This is a genomic window from Amycolatopsis benzoatilytica AK 16/65 (assembly GCF_000383915.1).
Lineage (GTDB): Bacteria > Actinomycetota > Actinomycetes > Mycobacteriales > Pseudonocardiaceae > Amycolatopsis > Amycolatopsis benzoatilytica.
Genome location: NZ_KB912942.1, coordinates 6,392,207 through 6,417,197 on the forward strand (window position 1 = coordinate 6,392,207; position 24,991 = coordinate 6,417,197).

The 24,991-nt window shown below is 69.6% G+C and carries 23 protein-coding genes and 3 tRNA genes; 17 read left to right on the forward strand and 9 right to left on the reverse strand.

Features of this window, described 5'->3' with window-relative positions; translation table 11 throughout:
• The first annotated feature begins 122 nt into the window (after positions 1 to 122).
• The 11 genes from AMYBE_RS0129640 to AMYBE_RS0129690 all read left to right on the forward strand — a co-directional run bounded on the left by AMYBE_RS0129640 (position 123) and on the right by AMYBE_RS0129690 (position 11,276).
• Positions 123 to 539: an HIT family protein gene (locus tag AMYBE_RS0129640; protein WP_020663028.1), complete on the forward strand. Its 417-nt coding sequence runs from the start codon at positions 123 to 125 to the stop codon at positions 537 to 539.
• Positions 540 to 783: 244 nt separating this feature from the next.
• The gene (locus AMYBE_RS42505) at positions 784 to 1,992 is read left to right on the forward strand and encodes an MFS transporter (RefSeq protein ID WP_020663029.1); all 1,209 of its coding nucleotides are present in this window, start codon (positions 784 to 786) and stop codon (positions 1,990 to 1,992) included.
• 80 nt (positions 1,993 to 2,072) lie between these two features.
• Positions 2,073 to 3,113 carry a polysaccharide deacetylase family protein gene (locus tag AMYBE_RS0129650; RefSeq protein WP_020663030.1) on the forward strand — a complete coding sequence of 347 codons (1,041 nt, stop codon included), beginning with the start codon at positions 2,073 to 2,075 and terminating at the stop codon, positions 3,111 to 3,113.
• Positions 3,114 to 3,120: 7 nt separating this feature from the next.
• Entirely contained in the window at positions 3,121 to 4,086 is a 966-nt protein-coding gene (locus AMYBE_RS0129655; protein ID WP_020663031.1) for a diiron oxygenase, read from the forward strand.
• Complete coding sequence (gene dcd, locus AMYBE_RS0129660; RefSeq protein ID WP_020663032.1) at positions 4,083 to 4,613, forward strand: dCTP deaminase; 531 nt, start codon at positions 4,083 to 4,085, stop codon at positions 4,611 to 4,613. Before AMYBE_RS0129655 ends, dcd begins: the two co-directional genes overlap by 4 nt.
• Positions 4,610 to 5,134: a dCTP deaminase gene (locus tag AMYBE_RS0129665; RefSeq protein WP_020663033.1), complete on the forward strand. Its 525-nt coding sequence runs from the start codon at positions 4,610 to 4,612 to the stop codon at positions 5,132 to 5,134. The genes dcd and AMYBE_RS0129665 overlap by 4 nt, the downstream gene beginning before the upstream one ends.
• Positions 5,131 to 6,204 (forward strand): glycosyltransferase family 4 protein, encoded by a 1,074-nt coding sequence (locus AMYBE_RS0129670; protein WP_020663034.1) that lies wholly within the window; start codon positions 5,131 to 5,133, stop codon positions 6,202 to 6,204. Before AMYBE_RS0129665 ends, AMYBE_RS0129670 begins: the two co-directional genes overlap by 4 nt.
• Complete coding sequence (locus AMYBE_RS42510) at positions 6,201 to 8,024, forward strand: glycosyltransferase (RefSeq protein ID WP_020663035.1); 1,824 nt, start codon at positions 6,201 to 6,203, stop codon at positions 8,022 to 8,024. Before AMYBE_RS0129670 ends, AMYBE_RS42510 begins: the two co-directional genes overlap by 4 nt.
• A gap of 3 nt (positions 8,025 to 8,027) precedes the next feature.
• Positions 8,028 to 8,852, forward strand: coding sequence for an HAD family hydrolase (locus AMYBE_RS0129680; RefSeq protein WP_020663036.1), 825 nt, complete (start codon positions 8,028 to 8,030; stop codon positions 8,850 to 8,852).
• Positions 8,845 to 10,287, forward strand: a complete 1,443-nt coding sequence (locus AMYBE_RS0129685) for a glycoside hydrolase family 3 protein (RefSeq protein ID WP_020663037.1) — start codon at positions 8,845 to 8,847, stop codon at positions 10,285 to 10,287. The genes AMYBE_RS0129680 and AMYBE_RS0129685 overlap by 8 nt, the downstream gene beginning before the upstream one ends.
• Before the next feature lie 155 nt (positions 10,288 to 10,442).
• Positions 10,443 to 11,276, forward strand: a complete 834-nt coding sequence (locus AMYBE_RS0129690; RefSeq protein WP_027928157.1) for a trypsin-like peptidase domain-containing protein — start codon at positions 10,443 to 10,445, stop codon at positions 11,274 to 11,276.
• Positions 11,277 to 11,439: 163 nt separating this feature from the next.
• Here AMYBE_RS0129690 and AMYBE_RS0129695 read toward each other — a convergent pair whose 3' ends face one another.
• The 6 genes from AMYBE_RS0129695 to AMYBE_RS0129720 form a co-directional block, all read right to left on the reverse strand.
• Positions 11,440 to 12,363 (reverse strand): 2-dehydropantoate 2-reductase, encoded by a 924-nt coding sequence (locus AMYBE_RS0129695; protein WP_020663039.1) that lies wholly within the window; start codon positions 12,361 to 12,363, stop codon positions 11,440 to 11,442.
• Positions 12,364 to 12,429: 66 nt separating this feature from the next.
• On the reverse strand, positions 12,430 to 12,834 hold the full coding sequence (locus AMYBE_RS42515; protein ID WP_020663040.1) for an LmrA/YxaF family transcription factor: 405 nt from the start codon (positions 12,832 to 12,834) through the stop codon (positions 12,430 to 12,432).
• A gap of 373 nt (positions 12,835 to 13,207) precedes the next feature.
• A tRNA-Phe gene (locus AMYBE_RS0129705) sits at positions 13,208 to 13,281 on the reverse strand.
• A 30-nt stretch (positions 13,282 to 13,311) separates the two neighbouring features.
• A tRNA-Asp gene (locus tag AMYBE_RS0129710) sits at positions 13,312 to 13,385 on the reverse strand.
• Between the two features lie 14 nt (positions 13,386 to 13,399).
• A tRNA-Glu gene (locus tag AMYBE_RS0129715) sits at positions 13,400 to 13,472 on the reverse strand.
• A 248-nt stretch (positions 13,473 to 13,720) separates the two neighbouring features.
• The gene (locus AMYBE_RS0129720) at positions 13,721 to 13,972 is read right to left on the reverse strand and encodes a hypothetical protein (RefSeq protein WP_020663041.1); all 252 of its coding nucleotides are present in this window, start codon (positions 13,970 to 13,972) and stop codon (positions 13,721 to 13,723) included.
• A 450-nt stretch (positions 13,973 to 14,422) separates the two neighbouring features.
• On the opposite strand from AMYBE_RS0129720, the gene AMYBE_RS0129725 reads away from it, so the two are divergent.
• Positions 14,423 to 14,842, forward strand: coding sequence for a hypothetical protein (locus tag AMYBE_RS0129725; RefSeq protein WP_020663042.1), 420 nt, complete (start codon positions 14,423 to 14,425; stop codon positions 14,840 to 14,842).
• Between the two features lie 371 nt (positions 14,843 to 15,213).
• Positions 15,214 to 15,591: a GNAT family N-acetyltransferase gene (locus AMYBE_RS42520; protein ID WP_020663043.1), complete on the forward strand. Its 378-nt coding sequence runs from the start codon at positions 15,214 to 15,216 to the stop codon at positions 15,589 to 15,591.
• 367 nt (positions 15,592 to 15,958) lie between these two features.
• Here AMYBE_RS42520 and AMYBE_RS0129735 read toward each other — a convergent pair whose 3' ends face one another.
• On the reverse strand, positions 15,959 to 16,162 hold the full coding sequence (locus AMYBE_RS0129735; RefSeq protein WP_003097368.1) for a cold-shock protein: 204 nt from the start codon (positions 16,160 to 16,162) through the stop codon (positions 15,959 to 15,961).
• Between the two features lie 458 nt (positions 16,163 to 16,620).
• On the opposite strand from AMYBE_RS0129735, the gene AMYBE_RS0129740 reads away from it, so the two are divergent.
• The 3 genes from AMYBE_RS0129740 to AMYBE_RS0129750 all read left to right on the forward strand — a co-directional run bounded on the left by AMYBE_RS0129740 (position 16,621) and on the right by AMYBE_RS0129750 (position 18,880).
• Positions 16,621 to 17,829 (forward strand): L,D-transpeptidase, encoded by a 1,209-nt coding sequence (locus AMYBE_RS0129740; protein ID WP_020663044.1) that lies wholly within the window; start codon positions 16,621 to 16,623, stop codon positions 17,827 to 17,829.
• A gap of 183 nt (positions 17,830 to 18,012) precedes the next feature.
• Positions 18,013 to 18,327 carry a hypothetical protein gene (locus AMYBE_RS0129745; RefSeq protein ID WP_020663045.1) on the forward strand — a complete coding sequence of 105 codons (315 nt, stop codon included), beginning with the start codon at positions 18,013 to 18,015 and terminating at the stop codon, positions 18,325 to 18,327.
• Between the two features lie 7 nt (positions 18,328 to 18,334).
• Positions 18,335 to 18,880, forward strand: a complete 546-nt coding sequence (locus AMYBE_RS0129750) for a SigE family RNA polymerase sigma factor (RefSeq protein WP_020663046.1) — start codon at positions 18,335 to 18,337, stop codon at positions 18,878 to 18,880.
• A gap of 1,022 nt (positions 18,881 to 19,902) precedes the next feature.
• On the opposite strand, the gene AMYBE_RS0129760 is transcribed toward AMYBE_RS0129750, so the two are convergent.
• Positions 19,903 to 21,261, reverse strand: coding sequence for an MFS transporter (locus tag AMYBE_RS0129760; protein ID WP_027928159.1), 1,359 nt, complete (start codon positions 21,259 to 21,261; stop codon positions 19,903 to 19,905).
• A gap of 205 nt (positions 21,262 to 21,466) precedes the next feature.
• Between AMYBE_RS0129760 and AMYBE_RS0129765 the strand changes: the two genes are divergently transcribed.
• Positions 21,467 to 22,042, forward strand: a complete 576-nt coding sequence (locus AMYBE_RS0129765; protein ID WP_027928160.1) for a PaaI family thioesterase — start codon at positions 21,467 to 21,469, stop codon at positions 22,040 to 22,042.
• Between the two features lie 84 nt (positions 22,043 to 22,126).
• Here AMYBE_RS0129765 and AMYBE_RS0129770 read toward each other — a convergent pair whose 3' ends face one another.
• Entirely contained in the window at positions 22,127 to 24,643 is a 2,517-nt protein-coding gene (locus tag AMYBE_RS0129770) for a serine/threonine-protein kinase (RefSeq protein ID WP_425386919.1), read from the reverse strand.
• Positions 24,644 to 24,991: the final 348 nt, after the last annotated feature.

Here is a 24,991-nt window from a genome sequence, read left to right on the forward strand (position 1 = left end):
GGAGCAGCCTACTGCCCGCGAAGGCCTCGCCGACACGTCGATTCGGGTGACGCCAACGCCCCCAGTCAGTCCACAGTGGACTTTCCTGGAGTCCGGCCGCTCGTCGCCCTACAGTCGGACCCATGACGCAAGCCGGCAGCCCCTGCGTGTTCTGTGCCATCGCCGACGGAGACACCTCGGCGGAACGGGTTCTGTTCCGCGATGAGCACACCGTGGCCTTCCTCGACCACACTGCCGTCACTCCTGGCCACACGCTGGTGATCCCCCGGGCACACGCCACCGACATCTGGGACATCTCCGCCGACGCGGCCGCCGCCGTCATGCGGACCGTGCACCAGATGGCGGCACGGATCCGTACCGCACTGCACCCGGACGGGCTGACGTTGTTCCAGGCGAACCGGCCGGCTGGCTGGCAGGACGTCTTCCACCTGCACGTGCACCTCGTCCCGAGGTCGGACGGCGATCACCTTGCCCGGCCTTGGAGTGCCACCGTGAAAAACGGCGCGACCCTGGCCGCGGTTCGCGAACTGCTGGCGTGAACTCGGCGCCGTCCCGCAGGCCGGTGCGAAGCCTTGACAGCGCCTCGCCCAGACTCCACGATAGAGAAATAGGAAAGTTTCCTAACTAATTTTCGAGCTGGTTGCCGGCCTCGGCCGGCTCGTGCCGCGACGCATCGACGCGTTTTTCGTGGCGCTGGGGGCAATTCACAGCAGGCCGTGCTGCGGGGGCGTTCGGCCGCTGCTCCCTGCTGCCGTTTCAGTCACTGGGGAAGGGGGCCTAGCTGTGCTGCGTTCCAAGTCCGCCGACGTGCGCGCCCGGTTCGCGGTGCTGGGGATCTTCTGGATTTGCGGACTCCTCTGCGCGGTGTGGAGCGCGTCGCTGCCCACGCTCAACGCACGGCTCGGTCTCGGCGAAGGCAGGCTCGGCCTGGTTCTGCTGCTCACCGCACTCGGCTCGATGACCTGCATGCCGTTGGCCGGGCGGCTGTCCGACGCGTGGTCGAGCCGGAATGCCTTGCGGGCGATCGCTCCTCTCGCGGCACTCGCCCTGCTGGGCCCCGCGCTCGCCCCGAGCTTCCCGGTTCTGCTGGCGGCCGCGTTCGTGCTCGGAGCGGCGCTGGGATCGCTGGACGTCGTCATGAACACGCAGGCCGCCGAGATCGAAAATCGTTACGGCCGCCCGATCATGTCGTCGTTCCACGGGGTATGGAGCCTCGGCGGCGTCGCTGGCGGGTTGACGATCAGTGCCGGACTGTCCCTCGGCGCAGACGGCACAGCCTTGACCGCAGGCGTCGCCGTGGTCGCGGCCGGGTTGTTTCTCCTGCCCGGCAAGCGACTGCTCGCCGACCGACCTCGGCCCAGGAAGGCGGATGTCCCGGCTGCCGCGCAGAGCGGCTTGCCGACGATGGCGGTGCTGCTGCTCGGAATGGTGGCGATGGCGGGTTTCGTCAGCGAAGGCGCGGGCTACAGTTGGGCATCGCTGCACGCCGCGGAAGCGCTCGGCGCCGACCCGGCCACGGCCTCGTTCGCCTATCCGGTCTTCGCCGCCGCGGTGACCGTCACCCGGCTCACCGCCGACCGGCTGCGGTCGAAAACGGAGCCGGCCGCCTGGATACGGCTGACCGGCTCGATCGCGGCGGCGGGCTACGCGATCGTGCTCGCCGCGCCGTTGCTGCCAGCCGGCCGGATGGCGGCCGGCCTGGTCGGCTGGTCCGTCGCGGCGGCCGGGCTCGCGACGATCGTGCCTGGCGTTTTCAGCGTGGTCGGCACCGCGGGAGCGAACGTCGGCCGCGCCCTTTCCGGGGTGACCACGATGGCCTACGCCGGGCAACTGGGCGGGCCAGCGGTGATCGGTCCGCTCGCCGGAGCCACGTCGCTGGGCGTCGCGATGGCGGTCCCCGGCCTTCTCGCGCTGGCGATCGCCGTCGCCGGGCCGATCGCGATCCGGCGGGCGACCGGCCCGGCCCGGGCGGCGCCCGTCTCCGCCGCCTGACCTGGCAAGCCGGCCGAGCAACGACAAGTCCGCACCCGTGCACCACCGGACGACGGGTGCTTCACCTAGGGGGTTACTCGATGCTGTACGCCGGAATCAGCTGGACCGCCACGGGTTTCGAGGTGCAAGTGGCCGGGCCGGACGGCCGGATCGACCGGCCGGCGGTGCGCTTCACCGCGAATCGGCCGAAAGAAATCGCTTCCTATCTGAAGGGGATCGGAAGCGCGGTGACGGTGGTCGTCGACAGCACCAACGGAATGCTCGACGGCGGGCTGATGGCGGCCGGGCTGCGGGTGCACCGGGCCGATCCGCAGGTACTGCCCGCTCCCCCGGGCTTCGGTTCGGTGTCCGCGGCGGAACTCGCGCTGACCGCGTGGCGTGCTCCGGCCGCGGTGGTCCCGCTCGCTATCGAGACCGGTTCGCTCACCGGAAGGCTCGACGAGGTGGCCGCCGGGATCGCCGCCAGCGAGGAGGCGACCGCCCGGATGACGGCCGCCGGAAACTGTGTGGTGCACGGCGACCGGGCCCGGCCGGAGATCGCCCTGACCTTCGACGACGGCCCGAATCCGCCGTATACCGGCAAGATTCTCGACCTGCTGGAGCGGTACGGCGTCCGCGCGACGTTCTTCTGCGTCGGCCTGAACGCGAGCGCGTCCGGCGAAGACCTGCAGCGCATGATCGAACAGGGCCACGAGGTGGGCAACCACACCTGGTCGCACCCGTTCCTGCCGGACCTGTCCGAAACCCAGTTGGCCGACCAGATCGATCGCACCGCCGAGGCGATCGGCTCCGCCACCGGTGCCGAGCCCGGATATTTCCGGCCGCCGTACGGCTCCCGGACGCCCGCGATCGTCCAATCCCTCGCCGGACGGGGGACCAAGGTCGCGTTGTGGGACGTGGACACCGAGGACTGGGCCATGCGAGGCCCGGAAGTCGTCACGAAGACCGTTGCGCACCAGACCCGGCCCGGGTCGGTCGTGCTCATGCACGACGGCGGCGGCGACCGTTCGCAGACCGTCGCCGCGCTGCCCGCGGTGATCGAAGGACTGCTGTCACGCGGACTGGAGTTCGTCCGCGTCCAAGACCTGTCTGCTCCGAGTTTCCCGACAGAAGCGAGGTAGTGCGGCCATGATCCATCCGATCGAAACCCAGGAAACCCATGTGGGACCGAGCCTGCTGCGCCGGCTGGCGGCGGCGTGGCCCAAGCGCGCGACCATCCGCACGGACATGGGCGGGGTGCTCAACCCCGGCGACTACGACCCCGGCCTGCTCGACTACCCCCTGCACCTGATGCCGTTCGCCGAGCATCCCCGGTTCGTCGCCGCCTCCGAGGAGCAACGGCTGCGCGTGAACACACTGGCGTGGATCGCCTACAACGAAAGGGTGATCGCCGCCGAAGAGTACGTGGCGAACCCGACCTTCGAAAAGCTCGGCCACGGCGTCTTCCCCGGCGTGGACCGGTTCGAGGTCAAAGAGGCGGTGCAGCAGTCGCACATCGACGAGGTCTGGCACACCTACATGCACATGATGGCGATGCAGCGCACCCGCGAGGCCCGGCAGGTCGAAGCCGAGCACGGGTTCGCGCAGCCGGTCACCAACCGCAGGCTGTACGCACTGGCGGACACCATGAGCGAGCAATGGCAGCAGGATCTGCTCTATCTCATGTGGACGGCCGTCGGCGAGATCAGCATCAATGCCTTCCTCGATCTGCTGGCCGGCGACAAGTCGATCCAGCCGATGCACGCACTCGTCGCCCGCCTGCACGCGCGCGACGAGGCCGCCCACGGCCCGGTGCTGGCCGAGCTGATGAAGGAGATCTACCCGAAGCTGGACCGCAAGCAGCAGGACTTCTTCGTCCGGCACCTGCCCGAGGCGATCACCGCGTTCGGGGCCGAGGACTACCAGTTGTGGCCTCAGGTGCTCCGGGTCGCGGGCATCGCGAAGGTCGACGAGATCATCGCGGATTCCCGCAGCCAGGAGGACGGCGAAGTGATGATGAACGATTTCGGCACCGTGCGCCGGCTGCTGCGCGAACTGGACATCGAGGACAAGGTCGAGTACGACTTCGGGCCGGCCAAGGACGGCGCGCGATGATCCTGACCGGGCCCGAGATCGCCGAGTCGGTGCGCGCCGGCCAGATCGAGATCTCCCCGTTCCACGCCGACCAGGTCAACCCGAACAGCTACAACGTCCGCCTCGGCGACACGCTGCTGTCCTACCGCGACGAGGTCGTGGACGCCTACCAGGAGAATCCGACCGAGGAGATCCGGCTGCCCGAGGACGGCTTCGTGCTGCGGCCGGACCGGCTCTACCTCGGGCACACCGAGGAACGGGTCGGCTCGGACGTCTACGTCCCGTTGCTGTTCGGCCGCTCCTCGGTAGGCAGGCTGGGCCTGTTCGTGGAAATCACCGCACCGATCGGCGACATCGGCTTCCACGGGCAGTGGACGCTGATGCTCTCCCCGGTGCAGCCGTTGCGGATCTACCCGGGGATGAAGATCGGCCAGATCATGTTTTTCGTCTCGTGCGGCGAGATCGACTTGTACCGGGGGAAGTACCAGTCCGCGATCGGGCCACAGGAATCCCGGTACTGGCGCGACAGATTGGCGGCGGTGTCGTGATCCTGACCGGTGCCGCGATCGCGACAGCGGTGGCGGCCGGGGACATCGTCATCGATCCGTTCGAGCCGGAACGGCTTTCGCCGAACGCCTACGACTGGCGCCTCGGCGACCGGATCCGCACCTGCGGCACGGAACTCGACGCCGCCCGCGCCACCCCGTTCGCCGAGGAGGTCATCCCGGAGAGCGGCATGGTTCTCCGACCGGGACAGCTGTACCTCGGCATCACCCACGAGCGGACGCATTCGGAGCGGTACGCCCAGCTCATCAACGGCGATCACACGATCGGCGGACTCGGTGTCTGGGTGCACGTGTCCGCGCCGCTCGGCCACGTCGGCCACGCGATCAGGTGGACGCTGGAGATCCGGGCCGCGCGCGCGGTCCGGATCTACCCCGGGATGACCTTCGGCAAGATCGTCTTCCTGGCGACGCACGGATCTCTGGCCAGCTATCAGCGCCTCGGCGACAAGTACACGAACACCGCGGGGATCGGTGCCTCGCGGCTGCACGAGGAGCTGAGATGAGCACGCTCACCGGGATCGACCTTCCGCTGGGCAGCCCGGGCGGCAGCGTCGAACTGCTCTACGACCTCTATCTGGGACCGGAGGCACCGATCGATGCCGCGGTATTCATGCTGGCGCCGGATCGTCCGCGCGGCGGTGCAGCTGGCGGGCCGAAACTGCTGGACGTCCCGGGCAAACAGCTCGACGGTCCCAGCTTTTGGTCCTATGTAGACAATCTGGCGACCGCGCTCGGCAGCACCTTCGACGAGGACAGCTTCGACGCGATCCATCTGCAGCACCTCGGATTCGGTGCCACTCCGGCGCTGCTCAAGGCGTTCCCGGAGCATCCGCGGATCGCGCTGGTGCACGGGACGGATCTGCTGTTCGCGGCGGATCACCCCACACAGCGGGAAGTCCTGCTCCGGTCCGCCCGGCTCGCCGACTCGATCGTCGTGCCGACCTCGGCGATGGCCGACCTGGTGCGCGAGATGGCGCCGGTCGGCCCGGACCGGATCGTCCGGGTGCCCTGGGGAATTCCGGACCGGCTGCTCAGCGACCCGCCGGTTCGCGGGCCCAGTGCCCGAGACTCCTTCCGCGTGCTCTACGCCGGACGACTGACGGCCGAGAAGGGGGCCGCCGAACTGATCGCGGCCGTTTCCGGCCTGCCGGACCTGACCCTGTGCATCGCCGCTCCGGAGCACGAGTTCGCCGCGTTGTCGGCCACTGTGGACACCGCCGGTGTCGAGTACCTCGGCTGGTTCGACCGGGAGGAGCTGTGGCAGGCGTTCGCCCGGCACGACCTCTTGGTCGTTCCGTCCACAACGCTGGAAGCGTTCGGGCTCGTCGCGGTCGAGGCGCAGGCATGCGGCTTGCCGGTGGTGTATCAGCCGGTTCCGGGCCTGACCGAGGTGCTCGGCGACTCGGCCGCCCGCTCGGACGCGCGATCGCTCGCGGACACGGTTCGGTCGCTGCAGAAGGACGACGCGGCGTTGGCGGACCTGCGCGCCGCCGGATCGCGCAACGCAGCCCGGTTCCCGTTGTCCGCGACGGCGGCTGAACTCGAGTCGCTCGCCTCGCAGGTGCGCCGGTGATCGCGCAGCGCGGCCTGTTCGCCGGTCCGGACCCGGCGGTCAGCCGGGAACTTTACGCCCAGATCAGTTCCGGCGAGGCCCGCCGCGACCGAACAGCGCTGGCCGTGGAACCCGCTTCGAAGGTCACCGGGAACACCTACTTCGGCCGGTTCCCGGCGAGCTACTGGCAGCGTTGGACCGCGGCGACCGCGGTGCGGGTCGAGATGACCGTCAGCGGCGACGGACTGATTTCGCTGCTGGCATCGGACTTCGAGGGCGAGCCGCGAGTAGCGGCGGCACAACCGGTCAGCGGTCTCCGCGCGGCCGTCGTCTCGCTCGCCGCGCCCCTCGACCGTTTCTTCGACGGCGGCGCGCTGTGGCTGGACTGCGAAACCGGGCCAGGACAACAGCTCGTCGTGGAAGACGTGCGGTGGACGGTCGCGGCGCCGCAGCGGCGGCGGCCGGTCGACCTGACCATCTGCACGATGAACCGGCCGGCCGACTGCGTCGCCACCCTCGCCTCGCTCGCCGGAGACGAAGCGGCACTCACCCTGGTGCGGGCAGTGCACGTCGTCGATCAGGGAACCGAAACCGTACGCGCGCACGAAGGATTTCCGGCGGTCGCCAAGGCGTTGCGAGGCCGGCTGCGGTACCTCACGCAGCCGAACCTCGGCGGCGCGGGCGGCTTCACCCGGGGGATGTACGAGAGCACCGGCGACCGGAGCGGCGAACCGGCCGACCTGATGTTCATGGACGACGACATTCTCCTCGAACCCGACCTGCTGGTACGGATGACCGCCTTTTCCGCCTCCGCCGCGGAGCCGCTGATCCTCGGCGGCCAGATGCTGAACCTGTTGCACCCCACCTCGTTGCATGCCGCCGCCGAGCACACCGATCTCGACCGCATCCGGCCGGGAAGGCCGGCCCGGCACAGCCTGCACGCGGTCGACCTGCTCGCGACCGACCCCGCGACAGGCAGGCCGTACCGACAGGAACTCCGGGTCGACGCGGGCTACACCGGCTGGTGGGCTTGCCTGATTCCGCACGAGGTGGTCACCGAGACCGGCTACCCGCTGGCCGTGTTCTTCCAAGGCGACGACGCGGAATACTCCTACCGGGCGCGGGCGCACGGCTTCCCCACCGTCACTCTGCCCGGCGCGGGCGTGTGGCACACCGATTTCCGGTGGAAGGACCACGATGAGGTCAACCGGTATTTCATCGTCCGCAACTACACGATCATCGCCGCGTTGCACGGTCGTTTCCCGGTGCTGCGGATCACCGGGATCCTGCTCGCCGAACTCGTCGCCGACCTGCTCGGAATGCAGTACGGCGCCGCGGCGACGCTGATCCAGGCGGTGGAGGACTTCCTTGCCGGGCCCGAGATCCTGCAGGACGGCGGCGTCTCGGCGCTGCGCCGGATCACCGAGTTGCGAGCAGGCTATCCGGAGACGGTGACTCTTCCCGCGACCGCCGTCCCGGGGATCCGCTCGAACGACATCGTGATCAGCGAGCCGAGCTTCGCCGACCGGCTGGCTCTCGGCCCGTTGCTCGGGATGCACCGGCTCGCAGCCGGCGCGGTGCCGGTCGGCGAGGCGTCCTGGTGGCGGGTCGGTGCGCTGCGTACGGCCGTCGTGACCGACGCGTCGCAGCGCGGGGTCCGGGTGCGCACTTACCACCGCGCGCACCTGCTGCGGCTGGCCCGGCGCGGGGCCCGCGTGCTCGCCCGGTTCGCGGGTTCGGCCTCCGAGGTCCGGGACCGCTACCGCGCCGCGCTGCCGCAGCTTTCCAGCCGGGCCGAGTGGACCAGGCTGTTCGACGAAAACCCTAGTGTGGAGGACTGATCCATGGCCCGGCCAGCGTTGGTGGCAACAGATCTCGACGGGACGGTCGTGCGCCCGGACGGGACCATCTCCGAACGCACGGTAGCCGCGTTCGCCAGAGTCGAGGAGGCCGGTGCCGAGTTCGTCGTCGCGACTGGACGTCCGCCGCGCCTGGTGGACGAGATCGCCGCGAGGTTCGGCGACCGGGGCGTCGCGATCTGCTCGAACGGCGCGTTCCTCTACGACATGCACGAGCGGAAGGTCATCGAGGAGCACGGCATCTCCCCGGAGGACCTGACCGAGGCGGTTCGCAGGCTGCGCAAGGAGATCCCGGGGATCGGCATCGCCGTGGAGCACGCCGTGGACCTGGTAGCGGACGATCTTTACGAACCGTGGGAATGGGACCGGGGCGCGACCGTGGTGCGAGCCGACGACGAGGTCCTGCTGAGCCGCCCGGCGCCGAAACTGCTCGGTCGGCACCCGGAATTGTCGGCGGACGAACTGCTCGCGCTCGCCGCGCCAGCCCTGGCCGGGCTGGTGACCGCCTCGCATTCCAACGGCTCCCGGCTGGTCGAAGCGGTCGCCCTCGGGGTGAACAAGGCGGCCGCGCTCGCCCGGCTGGCACAGCGGTGCGGCATCGGATCCGACCAGGTGATCGCGTTCGGCGACATGCCCAACGATCTCCCCATGCTGTCCTGGTCCGGCACGGCCTACGGAGTGGCCAACGCACATCCGGACGTCCTCGCGATGGTGGATCACGTGATCGGGAGCAACCGCGAGGACGGCGTCGCGGCCGTGCTCGAAAACCTCTACCCGGGCGCGAACGAAGGGGCTTCGGCCGATGAGTGAGCTCGACCAGATCGTCAACGCGTGCCTGCTGCCGGGCTACGAAGGCAGCGCACCGCCTGCCTGGGTGCGCGAGGGCCTTGCCGACGGCATCGCCGGGGTCGCCCTGTTCCCGGCCAACCTGGAGGGCGGCCGGCAGTCGCTCGTCCGGCACGCCCGCGCCGTACGAGCGATCGCGCCGGACGCGTTGATCGCGGTGGACGAGGAGGGCGGCGACGTCACCCGGCTCGACTACGAGACAGGCAGCGCCAGTCCCGGAAACCTCGCGTTGGGCGAAATCGACGATCCAGCGCTGACCGGACGGGTGGCGGCGGAGATCGCGGCCGACTTGAAGGCGTGCGGCGTCAACTTCAACCTGGCGCCGTCGATCGACGTCAACAGCAGCCCGGACAACCCGATCATCGGCGTGCGCTCCTTCGGCGCCGATCCCGAACGGGTCGGGGTGCACGGCGCGTCCTTCATCCGGGCCATGCAGGACGAGGGGGTGGCGGCGGTCGCCAAGCATTTCCCCGGGCACGGCGACACGGTGACCGATTCGCATCGCTCCCTGCCCGTCGTCGACTGTTCGGAGGAAACCTTCCGGCAGCGAGAGCTGCCGCCATTCGTAGCGGCGATCCGGGCGAAGGTGCGCGCGATGATGACGGCACACGTGCTCTACCCGGCACTGGACCCGGACAATCCGGCGACGCTGAGCCGCCGTCTGCTGCACGACCTGGTCCGCAAGGAACTGGGCTACGAAGGCGTGCTGCTCTCCAGCGCGATCGCGATCGAAGCGGGCCAGGGGAACCCGGACATCGGCGCGGTGGCGGTACGGGCGCTGCGAGCCGGTTCGGACCTGCTCCTGCTCGGTCCGGGCGACGGCGAGAAGCTGTGCGCGGCGATCCGCTCCGCCGTGACCGAGGCCGTTCGCTCCGGCGAGCTCACCGCGGCGGTGCTGGAAACCGCGGCTGCCAGAGTGCGAGCGCTGCGGGAATCCTCGGCCCCGCAGCGGAGCGGCCTGGAGGCGGCCCGGCGGGCGATCCGGCTCGAGGGGGACGTCGCCCTGCTCGCTCCCGCGGTGGTGGTCGAGCTGCGAGCCGCCGGGAACGCGGCGGTCGGGGAGGCGCAGTGGAGCCTGGCCGACCGGCTGGCCGCACTGGATGCCGCGGAGTCCACGGTCCGGGTGCACGCCGACGAGCCGACCCCGGACCAGGTGTTGCCGGCAAGCGGGCCGGTCGTCCTCGTGGCACGGGACGCCTACCGGACCCCCTGGCAGCGAGACTGGCTGCGCAAGGCGCTGGCACTCCGGCCGGACGCTGTCCTCGTGGCGGTGGGAATGCCCGACGACGTGACTCCGGAGGTCAGCGCGAGCATTCGCACGTTCGGTGCCGCCGCGGTCAACATCGAGGCGGCAGCGGAGGCACTCACCAGCCGGCTGGCCGCGACGCGATCGAGGTGAACCTCGAGCCGGCCGCCCAGCAGCCGACGCGGAGTGATCCGCCAGTCCCCGTTGACTACTCAACGTCACAACGGTTGTGACTGGCACCACTCTCTGGTGTGATGAACCCCCGATGCCTACTTGCCAGTAGCAACCGGCCTCTCGAAGGGAGCCCAATGAAGACCCCTCGAATCCTGGCCCGAGCCAGTGCGGCGACGGCACTGGCCACCGCCGCGGCACTGATACCCGCAACCGCCTGGGCGGCGTCCCCAGCGTGGGCGCCCGCCGCCAGCGCCGCCGTGCATCCCGGAGTGCAGACGCACACCAACGGGGCGCAATGCACCTCGAATTTCGTGTACAGCAACGGAACCGACGTATTTCTCGGCCAGGCCGCACACTGCTCCGGCACCGGCGGCTCGACCGAGACGAACGGCTGTTCGGCCGGCTCGCTCCCGCTCGGCACCCCGGTCACCATCGACGGCGCGAGCAAGCCTGGAACGCTCGTCTACAACTCGTGGCTGACTATGCAGTCCCGGCACGAAACCGACGCGAACACCTGTCAGTACAACGATCTCGCCCTGGTGAAGGTCGACCCGGCGGACGTCGGGAAGGTCAACCCGAGCCTGCCCTTCTGGGGCGGGCCGACCGGCCTGAACACCACCGGCACGGCCCAGCTGGCCACCGTGCTCAGCTACGGCAACTCCGAACTCCGCGGCGGGATCACCCAGCTCTCGCCGAAACAGGGTGTCAGCCTCGGCGACACCGGCGGCGGCTGGAGCCACACCGTGGCCACCATGACGCCCGGCATCCCCGGCGACTCGGGCAGCGGCTTCCTCGACCGCGACGGCAACGCACTCGGCGTGCTGAGCACGCTGAACCTGGCGCCTCAGCCCGGAACGAACGGCGTCGGCGACCTGTCGCGAGAACTGGCGTACGCGAGCGCGCACGGCGGCCTCGGCACCGTGCAACTCGTCCCAGGGACGGAGTCGTTCCGAGGCCCGCTCATCTGACCTCCCGCCCCGCCTCCGTCCGATTGTCCTTTGTGGACGGAGGCGGGGTTGTGTCGGCCAGGCAAGGCATTCCAGCCGGGGATCGGCGACCGGCCGCCCGGCCCTGCGCCTCGACCGCGAAGGTGTTCGATCCCTGCGGGGTTCTGTCGCGGCTGACAGCGCGTCAGGCGACGGCCCCTTCATGGACGCGCAGGCGGACGGCCGCCGCGCGCAGCAGTGGGGTGGGCACGCTGTGCTGGGAGGCGATCCGGCAGAGGCCGCCGATGATGGGCTCGACCTCGGTGGTCCGGTTGTCGCGGAAGTCCCGGTAGAGGGAGGTGGCGAACGTCGAGCCAGGAGCGGTCAGGGTCGATGTGACACTGGCGAGCGCCTCTTCCCTGGCGGAGTGTCCGGCCGCTTCGAGCACCGAAGCCGCCTCCATGATGACCGCACGGATGGCGTCGGTGCCGTCCTTGACGGGATTGATCTGGCCGACATGGCCCCCGAGCAGCACGGTCGCTGCTCCGCCGGCTGCCATGAACAGCCACTTCTCCCACATGTCCTGCTCGATCGAGGCCGACGCGACCGTTTCGAATCCGGCCGGAGCGAAGGTCTCGGTGATCGCCTCGACCCGCTCGCTGACATGGCCGGACAGTTCGCCGACAGCGATAGTCCCTGCGGGTGTGAGCTGCCGGATGGCACCGTCGCTGTCCATCTGCGTGGCCACCAGGCACACGCCACCCAACAGGTGCCGAGCGCCGAAACGCTCGCCGATGGCGACGAGGTGGTCGATGCCGTTGAGCAGCGGCACGACGCTGGTGCCGGGGCCGATCGCGGGGGCGACGTCGTCCAGTGCAGCCGCCACCGCAGTCGACTTCACCGCCAGCAGCACAACGTCGAATTGCTCCCGCAGGGACCGCGCGGTGACCGTGGCGACAGGGGTCGTCGTCCGCGTCCCGTCCGGAGCGACGAGCGTGACGCCGTCCGACCGCAGACGCTCAGCGCGCGCTTCGCGCACCAGGAACGTGACATCAACACCCGCACGGACAAGCAGCGTTCCGAAGTGGCCGCCGACTGCGCCCGCGCCGACAACGAGTACCCGCATCATGGCAACTCCCAATGACAGTTCCGGCTGAGAGGCGAAGCCGCAAGGTCTCTTCGCCTTAGGCCCGCTTCAGGCAAGCACGGGGGTCAGTTCCGCTATCACGTCGTCGAGCGGCTGGAGACTGCCCCGAAGCCGGCACATGAGTACGGCACCTTCCACCGCGGAAATTCCGAGCGTGGCCAGCGCGTCCGCCCGTGCTGGCGGATGACCCGCTCGCGTGAACGCGCCCGCCAGAAGGTCGTGCCAGCGGGCGAAGACTCGCCGGACGGCCTCTTTCGCTTCGGGAACGAGATGCTCGTCGTCGACCGCGGCGGCGACGATCGGGCAACCCGCGCGAAAGTCCGAGGCCGCGAGCTTGCTCTTCCAGAAGTCGGCGAACGCGGCAAGCGCCTCCTGCGGACCCGCGCCGTCGCTCGCGCGCTCCATGGTCTCCCGCATTCGCTCCCCGGCCAGCTCGACGGCCGCGCTGATCAACTCGTTGCGACCGCCAGGGAAGTGGTACTACACGGACCCGCGCGGAGCCCCGCTGTCGGCCAGGACCGCGTCGAGGGTCACTGCCCCGGCACGCCCGAGGGCAGCCAGACCGGGCGGCACCGACCAAGGGCGCTACGCGACCTCCGGCAAACCCTTGACCGGCACCACCCGGCCCGGCAGGGGTGAACCCGCGCCGCGAGGAGATCACCTCAGCAGGAGAGATATGGCGAACGAGCAAACGCCGGCCGTGCAACCCACCTGCGATTAGCGACGGCCAAAGCCGGTCAACGAGGGTCAACCGCAGCCAAGGCCATGATCAGCCCCGGAGACAAGAAAGCCGTCCTGACCTGAGTCAAGACGGCTTCTTCGTGGGTGGCCAGGGCCGGGGTCGAACCGGCGACCTTCCGCTTTTCAGGCGGACGCTCGTACCAACTGAGCTACCTGGCCGGGAACGCCGGCAAGGAGCCAACGATCTTGCGACCCTGACGGGACTCGAACCCGCGACCTTCGCCGTGACAGGGCGACGCGCTAACCAACTGCGCCACAGGGCCTTACTGGTACTGCGTACTCCCAACGGGATTCGAACCCGCGTTGCCGCCTTGAAAGGGCGGAGTCCTAGGCCACTGAACGATGGGAGCCCGATCGAGTTTCGGTAAACCGATCGACCGCGCTCTCAGGTGTTCCCCTGGGAGCGATTACAAGCATAGGGCACGTCGCGACCGCCTTGCAGGGGGGTCCCCTTAGTCGATCTGCGCCTCGCCTACCTGCGCAAACGGTCGGCTCCGGGCAGTCAGCGCGGCAGACCTCGCCGCTCGGCACAGCGGAAGCTGTTGCCGAACGATCTGCGGACGCCCCGCCACGCTACGCCGAATCCAGCGGAGCGGGCTCAGCGCTGCACCGGCGCCTCGCCGTCTTCGCCCGGGTTCAGCCCGAGCATTTCCAGCAGCTGGGCGCAGTCCTCCGCGCCGAGCGCGCCCGCCGCGACGGCGAGCCTGGCCCGGCGGACCTGATCGTCCGATACCCGCTGCCCCTCGGACGGCCCGCGCTGCGCCGGCACGCCGCCGGCGAGTGACGTGCTTCCCCCATCGGCACCTTCGTACCGAAGGAGGAACTGCCGAACTTCGACCGATCCGCTCATGGCCCCTCCACCCGGTTCTCATCAACTGGCCGCGAGGCTAACCAGCGGCAAGCAGCACCGGCAGCCCCCCGGAGAGTGAACCTCAGAACACTCTCCGCGAGATCCCCAGGAACGCGCGGAAAGATCGCCCAGAACGGATTTCTCCTGGCTTCCCCTCGCCGATCCCCGAAACTCGTGCAACAATCGGTGTTGCTGACACACCCCCGGTCAGCGCCTGTGGAGATCCCCTCCGACCCCCGCGTTCCTCCCCCTGGCGCGGGGGTCTCTCCATTTCTGCACTCCTGCGCTGACCTGCGTCTACTCTCCGTACCACCGTTTGACGGACAGTGGCGGAATGCGTTTGCCCGATGGGCTGTTCAGGTGATCGAATTAGGCTTCCCGAGCACGGAAATACGTGTGTCGTGGCTCACAGTGGTTTGTTTGCCGAGACCCAACCGTTATCGTGTCCGGGTGCCTCTTCCCTCCCTCGGCCGCCTCAGCAGCCGCACGAATCTCAAAGCCGTCTCGAGCGGGCGGCATCGCAATGCCGCCAAGTCGGCCGGCGACGATGTCGTCGAGGACAAGGAGCTCACCAGCTACCTCGCCGCGCTCGCCCCGGACTCCGACCCGGAAAGCACCGGGACCGGCAGCCGCTTCGGCGACGCGCAGGTCTACCAGCTGCGGATGAACCTGATCGCCAGCCAGCAGCTCAAGGACATCGCCGTCGCCCGCAACCTGACCCCGCAGGCGCTGGCGCAGGAATGGATCCTGGAGCGGCTCTCGTGGGAGGGTCAGGCCGCCTCCGCACAGGAGCGCCGCCACTCCGACGCAATGACCGACGAGTTCCAGTTCCCGGCGGACGCGTTCGAAGAGCCGCTGGCCCGGCGCTGACCGGCGCCCCCTGATCGAAAACCCCCGGCTCCCCCCGACGGCCGGGGGTTTTCCCTTTCCGGAAACCGTCCCAGGCACCGGGCGACGAGGCGAACCGAGGCAGGACCTCCCCCGTACCGGGGATTCACGCAAAGTCGGGCACCCAGCCGATCCGGCGACCGCCGAACGGGCAGACGCGGTTCGCTCCCCTGACCGCCCAGAACGGACCTCGTGCCGATCACCCTGACCATCCCGCCGACCGAGTCCGCAGCTGCCTTGCACCTGCGTCCGTGGCGACCGGACGATGTGCCTGCCCTGCTCGCCGCCCACCGCGACCCGCAGCTGCGCCGCTGGCTGGCGACCTCTCTGGCCGACGAAGCCGACGCCGGGCAGTGGCTGCCGCGCAGGCCATCGGCTGGAGCACCGGGACCAGATTCAGCTTCGCGGTCGTCGCCGAGGACGACACGCCCCTTGGCCACGTAGTGGCGAAAGTTCACCGTGGCGGAGTCGCCGAGGTCGGTTACTGGACAGCCGCCGAAGTCCGGGGCCAGGGCGTCGCGCCGCGCGCACTGGAAGCCGTGTCGCAGTGGGCGCTGGGCGCGCAGCACATCACCCCGCTGACCCGGCTGGACCTGTTGCATGCCGAGGACAACACCGCCTCCTGTCACGTCGCGCAGAAGTGCGGTTACCCGCTCCGCGACCTGCTGCCGCCCGCACCGCCAGCCTTCCCCGGCCGCGCGCATCGCCACGTGCGCATTTCCACGAGCTGACCGGATCGGCGTCCCATTCGCCGCAGCGGCCCCAGGAACTCCCGCACCGCGCCGGCGAATCCCGGGTCCGCGACCCGTTCGCGGCCAGCAGCGCTTCCCGGTCCACCAGCTCGTACGGCATCGCGTCGGCGAACGACAGCGCGCTCGATCCGTCGTCCGGATCGCACACGCGACGGGTGCCGGGCGGCCATCTGGAATGCGGTGACCCGCCGCCGGAGTGGCCGAGCACCACTCGCCAAGGGGGTCCACACCGCGATAACCGCAGTCGCCGGTAATCCCGGCAACGGAAACGGCAAATAGAAAGGGCCCCGGCGGGAATATCCCGCCGGGGCCCTCACTCAGGACTGAGAAACGCGCTGGGCCTGACTCAGATCGCGCGGACCTTCTGGGCCTGCGGGCCCTTCTGTCCCTGGCCGACCTCGAACTCCACCCGCTGGTTCTCTTCAAGGGTGCGGAAGCCGCGACCCTCGATCTCCGAGTAGTGCACGAACACGTCGCCTTCGCCGCCGTCCTGCGCGATGAAGCCGAAGCCCTTCTCCGCGTTGAACCACTTCACAGTGCCTTGCGCCACCGCTGTACTCCTCGTAACAGATCCGCTTCGAATGCCGCCGAAGCGGCACCCAGGCCGTCCCGGGCGGTTCCAACGAGACGAGCGAAGAGCTTTACGGCCCCACGGCTCGCGTCAGAAGTTCCGCGAGTGTGAAGCCACGAACACGCAAAACGACGGCCTGGTCAGCAGCCTACCGGGATCTCACCAAATCTGAACCCCGTTGATCGCAGGGATCGGTTCCGACGTGCGCGTATCACCGGAACGTCGTATCGCCGCCTACGCAGCGCTGTCACTTCGGCCAGCTACGCTGAACCAGTACGCCCAGCGCATTTCGGCAATGCACAGTGCGCGGTCGATCGAGCCGGTTCCGTGATGGTCACTCGGTGCAGTGTGATGCTGGTCACCCCGTTCTCGGTGAACGCGAAAGCGTGATGAGACGTCTGGGTGGTCGGGGAACAAGGGGAGATTGGGGAATCGGTGTGACAATCCGACACTTCGCACGCCGCCGGGCCGGCGTCGCGGTGCTGGGCTTGGTCGCCGTACTGACGCTCGGGGCGTGCAGCAACGGCGGATCGAGCGTGAGCGCGGGCGGTACTTCGGGCGGCGGGCCCACCGAAGCACCGGCCGCTCCGGCGAAACCGGCCGCGGTGGCGATCACGCCGGCCGCCGGCGCGGGCGACGTGGCGCCGGGCGAGCCGGCGAAGGTGACCGTCACGAACGGCACCATCGGGTCGGTCACGCTCACCAACGCCGACGGCAAGCAGGTGCAGGGGCAACCCGCCGGGGACAAGAAGAGCTGGAGCACCACCGAGGATCTCGGCTACGGCAAGACCTACACCTGGTCCGGCCAGGCCACCGGAGACGACGGCAAGCAGGTCCCGATCAACGGCTCCTTCACCACCGTGAAACCGCGCCGGCAGATGCAGGGCAGCCTCAACGTCGGCGACGACCAGACCTACGGCATCGCGATGCCGATCGCGCTGACCTTCCCGAGCGCGGTGAAGGACAAGGCGTCAGTCGAGCGCGCGCTGTCGGTGCAAACCACACCGAAAACCGAGGGCTCGTGGGCCTGGCTCAACGGCGACACCTCGGTGCACTGGCGGCCGAAGGAGTACTTCAAACCGAACACGAAGGTCGTCGTCTCGGCCAACATCTACGGCATCTCGATGGGCGACGGCGTCTACGGGAAGCAGGACGTGTCCGCGAGCTTCACCATCGGCCGCTCGCAGATCGTCAAGGGCAACACCCAGGAACACACCATGCAGGTCATCCGCGACGGCCAGCAGGTGATGGATTTCCCGGTCAGCTACGGCCTGGACTCCGACCCGGGCCGCGTCACGCACAGCGGCGTGCACGTGGTGATGTCGCGGCACGCGACGTACTCGATGAGCAACCCGCGCTACGGCTACACCGACGTGAACGTGCCGTGGGCGGTCCGGATCTCCAACAACGGCGAGTTCATCCACGGCCTCGCCGGGTCGATCTGGGCGCAGGGCAAGAAGAACATCTCGCACGGCTGCCTGAACCTGTCGCCGGCGAACGCGAAGATCTACTACGACAGCGTCCTGCCGGGCGATCCGGTGGAGATCAGCGGCAGCACCCAGCAGCTGGGCCCGAAGGACGGCGACTACAGCGACTGGACCTACGACTGGGCGTCGTGGACCAAGCTGTCGGCGCTGAACGGCTGAGCAGCGGCACGCACCACCGGACGGCCGGGGACCTTCAGGTCCCCGGCCGTTCCCGTTTCCGCCGAGCCGGGAAGATCGAGCCGGGAAAAAATCTCGGGAATCCGATGCAACCCGGTCAACCACCGACGGCATGACTAGAGCAGGGAAGCGCCGCTCGGCGCTCGCAGAACCAGGAGGAAACTCGTGCGTGTTCGTTTCGCTCTCGCCGTCGGTGCCGCGCTGCTCGCCGGAGGTGCCGTGACCGGCGGCGCGGTCGCCTTCGCCGCGGACGCCCCGCCTGCCGTCACCCAGCCGGCCCCGCCGAGGTCCGCGGCTCCCACCGACGCACCGACCGTCGCCCCCGGCGAGCCGCGCCAGCTCCCGACCGCGGCTCCGGGCGCGCCGAAGGTCACCGCGACGCCGAGCCAGCGCGCGCCGAAGGCCGCGCACCCGCGCGTGCCGACCGCCGTCCCCGCGGGCCCGACCGGAGACCTGCACCTCCCCGCGGTCTGGGGCTGATCACCAGGTGCCATCCCGCTCCCGGCCGTCGTCCGGGCAGAACTCGCCGTGGGACGGCGAGTTCGCCCGGTACTTCGGCGAGCGCGCGCACAGTCTGCGGTCCACCGCCTACCTGCTCTGCGGGGACTGGCACCGGGCCGAAGACCTGGCTCAAGCCGCGCTGCTCAAGCTGTATCTCGCCTGGCCGCGGCTGGCCCGGCACGACGCGCTCGACGCTTACGCGCGCAAGGTCGTGCTGCGCACATTCCTCGCGGAAAACCGCCGCAGCCGCTGGAAACGGGAGCGACTCACCGACGCACCTCCGGAGGTTCCGGCGCCTGCCGCCGAGACCGAGCACGACCAGTTGATCCAGCACGCGCTCGCCGCGCTCGCCCCGCGGCAGCGCGCGGTGCTGGTGCTGCGGTACTTCGAGGACTTGTCCGTCGAGGAGACCGCCGCGGCGCTCGGGTGCCGTACTGGCACCGTGAAGAGCCAGGCCGCCCGTGGCCTGGCCACCCTGCGGGCCCGGCTGGGTCCGCATTTCGAGACACTGCCGGTCTCCGGAGGGAGGTGACGAGATGGTTTCCGACGACCAGGCGCGCGCCCTGTTCGCGCAAGCGCCCGAGGGACCGCCGCTCCGGATGAACGCCGCCGACCTCATCGGGCGCGGCACGGCCGTCCGCCGACGCCGCAAGAAATGGGCGGTGGCAGGCAGCTCCGCGGCGACCGTTGCGGTGCTGGTGGCGGCCGGTCTCGCGGCGGGAAGCCGCGGTACCGGGCCGGCCCCCGTCATGCCGGCTGGTCCGGGCCTGGCCACCGTGTCGCCCGCCCCGGACACCCCAGCTCCGAAACTGCCGTCGGGACCGGCCCAGTCCTCGGACGCGCCGCCAGGGTCCCGGGTGACCGGCCCGGGCAGCCGCGTCGCCCCCACCGGGCAACCGGGCGATCCTCGGCCCGGGGCGACCCGCGGATCGCCGGCGTCGCCGCCCCGGGCGCACCCGACCACGGCAGACAGCGCGCCACAATCTCCGGGATTGATGCCGGGGAGTACGGCGCTGCCGTCCCAGACGAGCCGCTGAGCCGAGCCGAGCCGCCGCTCAGCGGTCCGTGAGGGGCCCCTTCCCGGACTTGGATTCTCTGAAGGGGCCCTTCACGGACCCGGATTCCGGTCGAGCGCGCCCTTCGCGAAGGGGCCGAGAACGGGGCTGAACACCCGGCGTTACCCATCGCCCCCGGCGGCGAAACCCGCGCCGGGCAAGAGTGGCCGACGTCACCACATTAAGTGGCTTTCCCACGAAATATCCCCGCCTTCTCGGGCGATATCCCCAGTGACGGCCACGTCGGCCGTCGAACCGTCGCTCAGCCGGCGCCACCACAGAGGGGCCGGCCCGAGAACCCGAGGAGGAAGCACCATGGTGCTCGTTGCATTGACGATCGAAACCGTTGCCGCCGTTGTGGTCGCCGGTGGCCTGGCAGCTTGGGCCCGCAAGCGCTTCGCTCCGCGGCCGATCCAGGCGACGCAAGCCAGCTGACCCGCCGAACCACAAAACCGCCCTCTGTCCATTATGGACAGAGGGCGGTTTCGCGAGCACCGAATCACTTGACGACGCCGGCCAGCTTCCCGCTGTTGTCCGCGGTATCGATCTGCTCGATCGGCACCTTCGCCGTCTCCGGAATCTTGATGATCGGCACCAGCGCGATCAGCGCGGCGATGATCAAGTAGTACGCCGGCCAGTCCGCGTTCCCGGTACTGCCGATCAGCGCGGTGACGATCACACCGCAGGTCCCGCCGAACAGCGACGTCGAAACGTTGTACCCGATGGCGAACGAGCCGTAGCGGACCCGCGTCGGGAACATCGCCGGGAAGGTCGAGCCGATCACCGCCAGCATCAGGGCCAGCAGGATGGCCACCACGAGGAAGCCGACGATCAGCCACAGCAGACTGCCGCTCTGCATCAGCTTGATGCTCGGCCAGCTCAGCACGATGAACCCGATCGCGGCGGTGAGCAGCAACGGTTTCCGGCCGATCCGGTCGGACAGCGCGCCGAGCGGGATCAGCAGCGCGAACTGCACGATTTCCACGCCGATGATGATCAGGCTGGATTCGGTGTCGCCGATGTGCAGCGTGTTCGTGAAGTACGTCGGCATCGTCGTGAGCAGCATGTAGTCGGCGATGTTCAGCAGCAGCACGATCCCGACCAGGTTGAGGATCATCCGCCAGTTGTTCTGCAGGGTCTCCCTGAGCGGAGCCTTCTCCGACTTCCCGCCGGATGCCTCCAGCCGGCGGAATTCCGGGGTGTCCTCCAGCTTGGACCGCAGATAGATCCCGACCGCGCCGATCGGCAGCGCGATGAAGAACGGGATCCGCCAGCCCCACGCGTCGAACTGCTCGGTCGACAACGACAGCGAGGTGATCAGCACGACCGCGTTGCCGAGCACGTAGCCGGCCAGCGTGCCCATTTCCAGGAAGGAACCGAAGAAACCACGTCGTTTCGTCGGGGCGTACTCGGCGATGAAGGTCGCCGCTCCGCCGTACTCACCGCCGGTTGAGAAGCCCTGAATGAGGCGCAGCAACAGGATCGCGATCGGCGCCGCGATGCCCATGCTGTACCCGCCCGCGTAGGTCGGCAGCACGCCGACCAGGAAGGTGCATCCGGACATCAGCAGAATCGTGATCGCGAGGACCTTCTGCCTGCCGAGTTTGTCGCCCAGCGGACCGAAAAACGCTCCGCCGAACGGCCGCACGATGAAGCCGACCGCGAGCAGTGCGAGCGATTTCAGCACCGCGTTGCCCTCGCCCGGGAAGAACAGTGTCCCGATGCTGGTCGCGATCGCACCCGAGGTGAAAACCCCGTAGTCATACCACTCTGTCGCGTTACCCATCGCGGACGCGATCACCGCGCGTTTGACGGTTCTCTGATCGACCTCGGGTTTCCGCGTCGTTGGCTCACTCATCCCGGCGGTGACCTCCTCCTGCACACGTCCCGGCAGATCCGTTCGAGCACATTTCCCCAGTCTTGCTCCGTTGGCCGCGCCCGGCAGGATGAGGCAGGAAATTTCTACCGTGCGGAATTTTCCGACTACCCTGCGCTGAAGACGGCGCTGCCGGGCCGGTCAGGGTGGCTGTGACCGCCCTGGTCCGCCGGGTTAACGTCGTCGCATGAGCCCTGTTTCCGGACCGTGGCCGCCAGTGCCGGTCGAACCGCCGGAGATCCACCCGAAAGCCCCCGCACCCGGCACCAATCTCGGCGCGCACTTCGCCGAGTGCTTCGGCTGCGGCGAGGTCGAGGGCGGTCTGCACCTGCGCTCGGCGATCGGCGACGACTACACGGTGCGCTCGAAATTCATCGTCACCGCCGCGCACCAGGGTGCCCCCGGCCTCGCCCACGGCGGACTGCTCGCCTGCGCCTTCGACGAGGCGCTCGGCACGACCGTCGGCAACCTGCTGCACAAGCCCGCGGTGACCGGCAAGCTGGAGACCGACTTCCGGCAGCCAGTGCCGGTCGGTTCCACGCTCTACATCGAGGCGCGGCTCGACGGGATCGCCGGCCGCAAGATCTACGTCAGCGCGGACGGGCACCTGGACGCTGTGGACGGTCCGGTGGCGGTCAACGCCCGCGCGCTGTTCATCGCGGTCGGCTTCGAGCACTTCAGCACGCATGGCGACCCGCAGGCGCTGGAAAAGCTCGCCGAACAGCACAAACGCAACAAGCGCGAGTGGGACATCAACCCCTGACGCGCCGCACTCCTGGCCGGAATGCCGTGAAGGGAACTTTGAGGGACTCTGAGTCCCTCAAAGTTCCCTTCACGGACAAACGGGTCAGGTGAGCGTGCGCGGGCGGATCGCGTTGGCGCGGTCGACCAGGGCGATCCGGTCGTTCGAGCTGTCCGCCAGCCGTGCCAGGGTGCGGTAGCAGCGCTCCAGGCCGAAGCGCACGTCGCGCTCCTCCAGCGCGCAGCCGGCCACCTTGGCCGCGGACGCCGGCTTCGATTGCCCGGGCGCCTTCAGCCAGTCGTAGGCCGCCTCCAGCACCTCGGCGGTCAGCCGGGTGTGCCGTTCGGCGTCCAGGTTCAGCCGCTCCAGCCGGCCCGACGCGTCGATCAGATCAGTTTCGGTGACCGTCGGGTTCTCGCCGGTCCCGTTGCCGTGCGCACGGGTCTTGATCTTGATCGCCGCGACCTGCGCGTCCACGTAGTGCGTCGACGTCGCCGGCACGCCCTCGAGCACCTCGACCGCGCTCGCGCGCGCACCCTGCGCCAGATAGACCCGGGCCAGGCCGAACGCAGCGCTCACGTACGTCCGGTCCGTGCGCCACACCAGTTCGTAGAACCGCGCGGCGCCGAAGTAGTCGCCGACGCCCTCCGCGCTCACCGCCAGCGCGAGCTTCGGCGCGATCTCGCCAGGCAAGTCGTCGTACACCGCGTCGAAGGCGACATGCGCGACGCGCGGCCGGTTGTTGGCCAGCTCGATCAAGCCGCGGTACCAGTCGATGCGCCAGTCGTGCGGGAAACCGTGCCGGATCGCCAGGTACTGGGCAGCCTGCAGCTGCCGCTGCGCCTCGACGAACTCGCCGAGCTCGATCCGGGCGCGCACGATCCGCAGCCGCACCTCGATCGACTCGCGCGGAGCGGTCGCGAGCGCCTCGATGGCCTCCCGCGGGTCCAGCGCGGTCGTCGTGGCGAGCACGCCTGCCGCCGGGTCGTCCGTGTCGACCTGCGGAATCGGCAGGCCGGCGACCACCTCGGCGGCGTCCGGCAGCGGCACGCTCTCGCCCTGCTCGGGCACCACCAGGTGCACGCCGAACGTGCGGCTTTCCGGCCCGAACACCGGCGAAGCGGCCGGACGCGGCGTGCCGGTGCCGAGCGCCATGATCTCGCGCAGCACACCGGTCAGCTGGTCGGCCATGTCGTCGGCGGCGATGAACCGGCGATCCGGGTCGGCGTGTGTCGCCCGCTTGAGGAACCGGTAGTACGACCCGAACAGCGCGAACAGCGGCACCGCGTCCGGGCCGGGCAGGGTGTTCTTGTACTCGCGGGTGTAGCCCGCGAATTCGAAGCTCAGCACCGCCAGCGTGCGGCCGACGGTGTAGAGGTCCGAGGACACCGAAGCACCCTGCGAGGCCAGCTCGGGCGCGCTGTAGCCGGTGGTGAAGAACAGCGGGCTCTCGTAGTCGTCGACCCGGCGCACCGCTCCGAGGTCGATCAGCTTGAGCTGCTCGCGGGTCTGGATGACGTTGTCCGGTTTGAGGTCGCAGTACAGCAGGCCCTGGCCGTGCAGGTAGCCGAGCGCGGGCAGGATTTCCAGCCCGTACGCGATGACCTGGCCGATCGGCAGCGGCTCCGGCCGCTTGCTTTCCCGATGGTGCTGCAGGGCGAGCTGGCGCAGCGACTGGCCGCCGACGTACTCCATGACGATGTAGCCGACCATGTTGCCGGTCTGCGCGTCCGGATGCTCGACGAAGTTGTGGATCTTGACGATGTTCGGGTGCTCGACTTCGGCGAGGAACCGCTGCTCGTTCGCCGCGGCGGCCATCGCGGTGGCGTCGCCGGTGTCGATCAGGCCCTTAAGCACCACCCAGCGGTCGGACACGTTGTGGTCCTGGGCCAGGTAGATCCAGCCCAGCCCGCCGTAGGCGAGCGCGCCGAGCACCTCGTACTGTCCGCCGACGAGCTCGTTCGGCTGCAGTTTCGCGACGAACGAGAACCGGGTGCCGCACTTCTCGCAGGTGCCCTCGGGCTCGCCCGGCTTGCCGTCCTTGCCGCGGCCGACCTTCGCGCTGCAATTGCTGCAGAACCGCTTGTCCTCGGCGACGACCGGATTCGCGAGCACCGCCGTGGACGGGTCGCGGTAAGGAACCGGCGGTACGTCGATGAGACCCGCGCCGAGCCGCCCGCGCCGCGACCGGCGGGTGCCGCGGGTGCCGGTGCGCCGGGAAGTGCCAGGGAACGAACCGGTCCCGGTGCCCGTGCCGGTGCCGGTTCCCTGGGAACCGTGTGTGCCGGTGCCCCGGCCCTCGCTGCCGCCGGAGGGCAGGACGCTGTCCGTGCCCGGGTCGGGCAACGGACCGCCGTCCGCCGGCGCGACGCGCGGAGACGGCGGCATGATGCTCTGCGTGTGCGGCGTCGGCATGGCGAGCACGCTGGTCGGCATCGGCGCGGCCGGATCGACCGGGGCGACCGGCTGGTTCGACTGCGGCAGGATCACCGGAGCCAGGTCGCCGGGCGGACGAGTGGGGTCCTCGGCGCCGTCCCGGTTCGCACCGGCGGGCGGATCGGCCGGACGCTGCGCTGCGGCCGGGCCCGGCGAGGAGGCACCGGGGTTCTGTGCAGCACCCATCGGGATCGGGCCGGAGTTCGGGCCGGTTTCAGCGCGACCGTCCGGTGGCCGGACCACACGGTTCCCCTGGGGCGGGCTGGCCGGACCCTGGCTGGCGGAAGCCCCCAATGTGGCATTGGGTGCATCTGACGCACCGAATGCCACATTGGGGTGCGTTCCCTGGCTGGGTGAGGCCTGGCCCGGGCCGCGCCGGGTGGGGCCCTGGGGACGGTTCTGCTGGACCGGCCGCTGCCCGGTCCGCGACTGCGGCGGGTATGGCTGGTTCTGCGACTGCGGCGAGCCCGGGTGAGCTTGGCTCTGCGACGCCGGCGAACCGGGGTACGGCTGATTCTGCGACGCCGGCGAACC

Bases quoted from the DNA above. Each gene is read 5' to 3' on its own strand.
- AMYBE_RS0129720 (WP_020663041.1), bottom strand. From the start codon at position 13,972: ATGAGCGGATCGGTCGAAGTTCGGCAGTTCCTCCTTCGGTACGAAGGT.
- AMYBE_RS0129650 (WP_020663030.1), top strand. From the start codon at position 2,073: ATGCTGTACGCCGGAATCAGCTGGACCGCCACGGGTTTCGAGGTGCAA.
- AMYBE_RS0129765 (WP_027928160.1), top strand. From the start codon at position 21,467: ATGAGCCCTGTTTCCGGACCGTGGCCGCCAGTGCCGGTCGAACCGCCG.
- AMYBE_RS0129680 (WP_020663036.1), top strand. From the start codon at position 8,028: ATGGCCCGGCCAGCGTTGGTGGCAACAGATCTCGACGGGACGGTCGTG.
- AMYBE_RS0129640 (WP_020663028.1), top strand. From the start codon at position 123: ATGACGCAAGCCGGCAGCCCCTGCGTGTTCTGTGCCATCGCCGACGGA.
- AMYBE_RS0129690 (WP_027928157.1), top strand. From the start codon at position 10,443: ATGAAGACCCCTCGAATCCTGGCCCGAGCCAGTGCGGCGACGGCACTG.
- AMYBE_RS0129695 (WP_020663039.1), bottom strand. From the start codon at position 12,363: ATGATGCGGGTACTCGTTGTCGGCGCGGGCGCAGTCGGCGGCCACTTC.
- AMYBE_RS0129685 (WP_020663037.1), top strand. From the start codon at position 8,845: ATGAGTGAGCTCGACCAGATCGTCAACGCGTGCCTGCTGCCGGGCTAC.
- AMYBE_RS0129760 (WP_027928159.1), bottom strand. From the start codon at position 21,261: ATGAGTGAGCCAACGACGCGGAAACCCGAGGTCGATCAGAGAACCGTC.
- dcd (WP_020663032.1), top strand. From the start codon at position 4,083: ATGATCCTGACCGGGCCCGAGATCGCCGAGTCGGTGCGCGCCGGCCAG.
- AMYBE_RS0129770 (WP_425386919.1), bottom strand. From the start codon at position 24,643: ATGGGTGCTGCACAGAACCCCGGTGCCTCCTCGCCGGGCCCGGCCGCA.
- AMYBE_RS0129670 (WP_020663034.1), top strand. From the start codon at position 5,131: ATGAGCACGCTCACCGGGATCGACCTTCCGCTGGGCAGCCCGGGCGGC.
- AMYBE_RS0129655 (WP_020663031.1), top strand. From the start codon at position 3,121: ATGATCCATCCGATCGAAACCCAGGAAACCCATGTGGGACCGAGCCTG.